Genomic DNA, 3,952 nt, shown 5'->3' with positions numbered 1-3,952 from the left:
CTCCATGCGAGCCGATCAGGGTCGGTGGACTGCGGCCGCAAGCGACGGCGCCGGCCTTGCCGGTTACGCTCAATTCTGCGCCTCGGCGCTGTTTGCGCCGGCGCAAAGCGCATCCTGGGTAAGCAACTGGGCGACCGCGACCGGCGCCGACATGGTTGTCGCGATGATGGCCTGCGATGCTCGCCCGGCGCTGTCGCTGGCATTGGAAGTGGTGCGACACGGCCCTTTCAAGGTTGCCCGTTTTGCCGGCGGTCGGCATGCCAACGGCAATTTCGCCGCCACTGACCCGCAGTTCCTGCCCGCCATCGACGGCACGGCGATCCGCGCGATGTTCAAGGCAATCGCCAAAGCACGGCCCGATATCGACCTGATCTCGCTGGAAAGGCTGCTGCCCAACCTCGATGGCGTAGCCAACCCGCTCGCCGTGCTGCCCGGCTTCCCAAGTCCAAACCTCGCTCTCGCCGTCGATCTCGACGGCGGGTTCGATGCGCTGCTGTCGCGCGCTAGCGGCAAGCGCAAGCGCAAGAAGCATCGTTCGCAGACGCGCAAGTTCGAGGCTGTAGGCACCTTCCGCCGCGTCGAGGCCCGCACCCGCGAGGAGGTCGACAGGCTGCTCGACGCTTTCCTCGAGATGAAGGAAGTGCGCTTCGCCAAGATGGGCATCGCCAATGTCTTCGGCGACAGGCAGGTACGCGACTTCTTCCGGGCGCTGTTTACCGATGCGCTGGCCGAGGAAAAGCCACCCTTCCTGCTGCACGGCCTGGACGTGGCAGGCAAGCTGCGCGCGATCACCGGCTCCAGCCGCTCGGGCAAGCGGCTGATCTGCGAGTTCGGTGCCATCGCCGAGGACGATCTGGCCTTCACCAGCCCTGGCGATTTCCTGTTCTTCGACAACATCCAGGAAGCCTGCGAGCTCGGCTTCGACGTCTACGACTTCTCGGTCGGCGACGAGCCTTACAAGCGGCTCTGGTGCGACATCGAGGTCCAGCATTTCGAGGTGCTTGCGCCGCTGACGCTGAAGGGCCAGGTGCTGGCGACAGGGCTGCGACAAGGCGCGCGGGCGAAGGCTTTCATCAAGAACAATCCGACCGTCTGGAAGCTGACCAAGATGCTGCGTCGCAAGGCTGCCGGGCAGGCACCTGTCGCGGTCGAAGACGACAGCTAGGGCTGGCGAGAGACGCACAATCGCAGTCGCGCTCCCGGGCGATGCGCGCAAGCGGACCGGGATCCTGAGGGACTCGACGGAACCTATCGATCGCCGAGAGGTTTTCGCACCCAGAAGGAGATGACCATGGCTAAGTGCGACCAGTGCGGCAACGACTATGACAAGGCATTCCTGGTGAGCCTGGGCGGGCAGACCTACACGTTCGACAGCTTCGAGTGCGCGGTCCAGAAGCTTGCGCCGACCTGCCCGCATTGCAGGGTGCGGATCATGGGACATGGCGTCGAGCAGGGCGATGTCATCTATTGCTGCGCGCACTGCGCCGGGCAGGAAGGCGCCAACGCCCTGACCGACCGCGCGCCGTGACAATCGCGGTCCCTCCGCCTCTCCCCGCGCGGGAAGGCCTTTCCAGACGCGCTCTTGACTACGATCCTGGGGCAGTCGTTCAGTTCTGAAGCGGTTCACCGTTTCACGGAGACGGCAAACCGCGCCGTCCCCTTGTTTTTGAGGCAGGCAGCAGGCTACGGCGAGGTCGCCGAGCCTGACCGCCCACACTTTCCTGGAATTGCTCCGCCTACGCCGCCTGAACGATCTCGACCAACTCAACGTCGAACACAAGATCCTTTCCGGCCAACGGATGATTGCCGTCGAGCTTGACGCTGGCGTCGTCCACGCCGACGACCGTTACTTGCATGGGTCGTCCCTCGCGGGTGCGGGCCTGCAATCGGGTGCCGATATCGACGTTGATGTTTTCCGGCACGCTGGCGCGGTCGATGGTTACGACCGCCTCGGGGCGATGCGGGCCATAAGCGGCGTCGGCGGGAACAGTGACGGTGCTTTTCGTGCCGACTTCCATGCCCTCGACATGGGTTTCGAGACCAGGAATTACCTGTCCTTCACCCAGTGTAAACTGCAACGGTTCACTGCCGGAAGCATCGAATTGGGTGCCGTCGACCAGACGCCCGGTGTAGTTGATGCGTACAGTGTCGCCATTCTTGGCCTGTGTCATAACAGCCATCCTTTGGGAGTTTTGGGGGACCGGCCCTAGGGTTCACGGTCCCGCTCTCGATCATCCACGCACGGAAATGCGCAGCGCGAAACATCAAAACTAGGTGCTTTGCCGCTGATGTAAAGTGCAGGAGCCGCCGACAATACCCGGGTTCGGCAAGCATCGCGGCGGCGCAGGACAGCCTTGTCGGCCTCCAGCCTTACGCGGCCGACCGGCGTCCGGGCAATGGATCCCCCGGTTCATGGCCGACCGGTGTGACCAGCGTGACGTCCGGATAGCCGTTCTCGATCAGCTTCACCGCGGCCTGCGTCACCTGATCGTCGGCTTCCAGCATCGACAGGAAGACTTCGGTGCCGTCGCCGACCAGGCGGCTGATGCCCTGCGCATCGGCCGGGCCGCATTCGACCACGACGAGGTCGTAGGCCGTGGTCAGCGACTGCATGATGATGGGCAGCCTGTCGGCGGCGCGCATGGCCCGGACCGGATCGGCGGTGCCAACCGGGATCACATGCGCATCGGAATAGAGATCGGGATGGATGACGTCGCTGAACTGCGCTTCGGAAGCGAGCAGATTGGTGATGCCCGGGAACAGGCTCGAGTCCAGCATCGGCCGCGACGCCGCACCCGACGCGGTCAGATCGAGCAGCAACACGCGCAGGCCGGCGTCGGATACTTCACGCGCCACGAGCACGGCGGACGCTGCCGCCTCGTCGCCTTCCGGCGACACGAAGATCGCCCGCGCGGCGCCCGAGGCGATCAACTTCTCCGCAGCTTTTTCGACATCGATCTCGCCGAGCCTGGATTGCCTTGGTTCGGGCGTCGCTTTGCCCGGCTCGGAGGCCTCCATCACGGTTGCGCGATCCTCCGACGGCTCGCTCTCTGCAGGTCTCGGGAGCTCCGCCTCGGCGATCGAATGTTCTGTAGCGGCTTCCTCGTAAGGCGCAAACGCCTGCCCCTCGTCATGTGCCTCGGCGACCATCGGTTCCACCCTGGCCGCAGGCATCGCCACCTGCTCGATATCGGTGAAGCGGGCGCCGGCGGCCGGGCGCATGGCGCGGCCCGAGAACAGCTCCGCCAGCAGCGTGCCGATCGCCATCAGCAGCAGCGAAGCGGCAGCGGCGGCACCGGTGATCGGCCCGATCTTCGGGAAGTAAGGCTGGGACGGCACCTGGGCGCTTGCGATCAAGCTCGCTGCGACGGGCGAGTATCTGCGGTCCCTGCGCGAGGCCACCGCATTGTAACTTGCCATATAGGATTCAAGCTGTTGGCGTTGGACGTTCGCGTCGCGCTGCAGGGCGTCCAGCTGCACCTGCTGCTCGCCGGCGCGCGCCGAGGCGGCCTTCAGCGTGTTGACGTCGGCAACCAGCTGATCCTCGCGTGCCTTGGCCGTCTGAGCCTGGGCCGACAGGCCCCGGATGATCTTTTGTGCCTCATTGCGAATCTGACCGTCGAGGTCGGCAAGCTGCGACTTCAGCGCACGAATACGCGGATGGTTGTCGAGCAAGGTCGTGGAAAGGTCGGCAATGTTGGCCCTGAGCTCCACCTGGCGCTCGCGCAGGCGCTGGATCAGTTCCGAGGACAGGACCTCCGGCACGCTGTCCAGTGAACCGCCATTCTGCAGCGCCCGGCGCACGCTCTCGGCGCTCGCCTCGGCGGCGGCGCGGCTGGCGCGCACGCGCGACAACTCGCTTGATAGTTCCGCGAGTTGCTGAGTCGGCAGCACCGCATTGTTGCCGCCCATCAGGAGGTCGGACTGCGCACGGAAGGCCGCGACCTTCGCC

General features: G+C 65.2%; 4 protein-coding genes. 2 read left to right on the top strand and 2 right to left on the bottom strand.

Translation table 11 applies throughout. The features are described from left to right. Positions 1-4: 4 nt before the first annotated feature. Positions 5-1,165 (top strand): GNAT family N-acetyltransferase, encoded by a 1,161-nt coding sequence (locus EOD07_RS25645; protein ID WP_245470481.1) that lies wholly within the window; start codon positions 5-7, stop codon positions 1,163-1,165. 126 nt (positions 1,166-1,291) lie between these two features. Next, the gene (locus EOD07_RS25640; RefSeq protein ID WP_073989633.1) at positions 1,292-1,528 is read left to right on the top strand and encodes a hypothetical protein; all 237 of its coding nucleotides are present in this window, start codon (positions 1,292-1,294) and stop codon (positions 1,526-1,528) included. Between the two features lie 208 nt (positions 1,529-1,736). On the opposite strand, the gene EOD07_RS25635 is transcribed toward EOD07_RS25640, so the two are convergent. Next, positions 1,737-2,171, bottom strand: coding sequence for a peptidylprolyl isomerase (locus EOD07_RS25635; protein WP_073989634.1), 435 nt, complete (start codon positions 2,169-2,171; stop codon positions 1,737-1,739). A gap of 199 nt (positions 2,172-2,370) precedes the next feature. Further along, positions 2,371-3,952: chain-length determining protein (locus EOD07_RS25630; protein ID WP_127237406.1), on the bottom strand; the 1,582-nt coding region annotated here is incomplete at its 5' end.

Source organism: Mesorhizobium sp. M2C.T.Ca.TU.002.02.1.1, assembly GCF_003997225.1.
The sequence above is the reverse complement of the archived record's forward strand: the minus strand, read 5'-3'. Positions and strand labels throughout refer to the sequence as shown.

Coding starts and splice junctions, on each gene's coding strand:
- EOD07_RS25645 (WP_245470481.1), top strand. CDS start 5: ATGCGAGCCGATCAGGGTCGGTGGACTGCGGCCGCAAGCGACGGCGCC.
- EOD07_RS25640 (WP_073989633.1), top strand. CDS start 1,292: ATGGCTAAGTGCGACCAGTGCGGCAACGACTATGACAAGGCATTCCTG.
- EOD07_RS25635 (WP_073989634.1), bottom strand. CDS start 2,171: ATGACACAGGCCAAGAATGGCGACACTGTACGCATCAACTACACCGGG.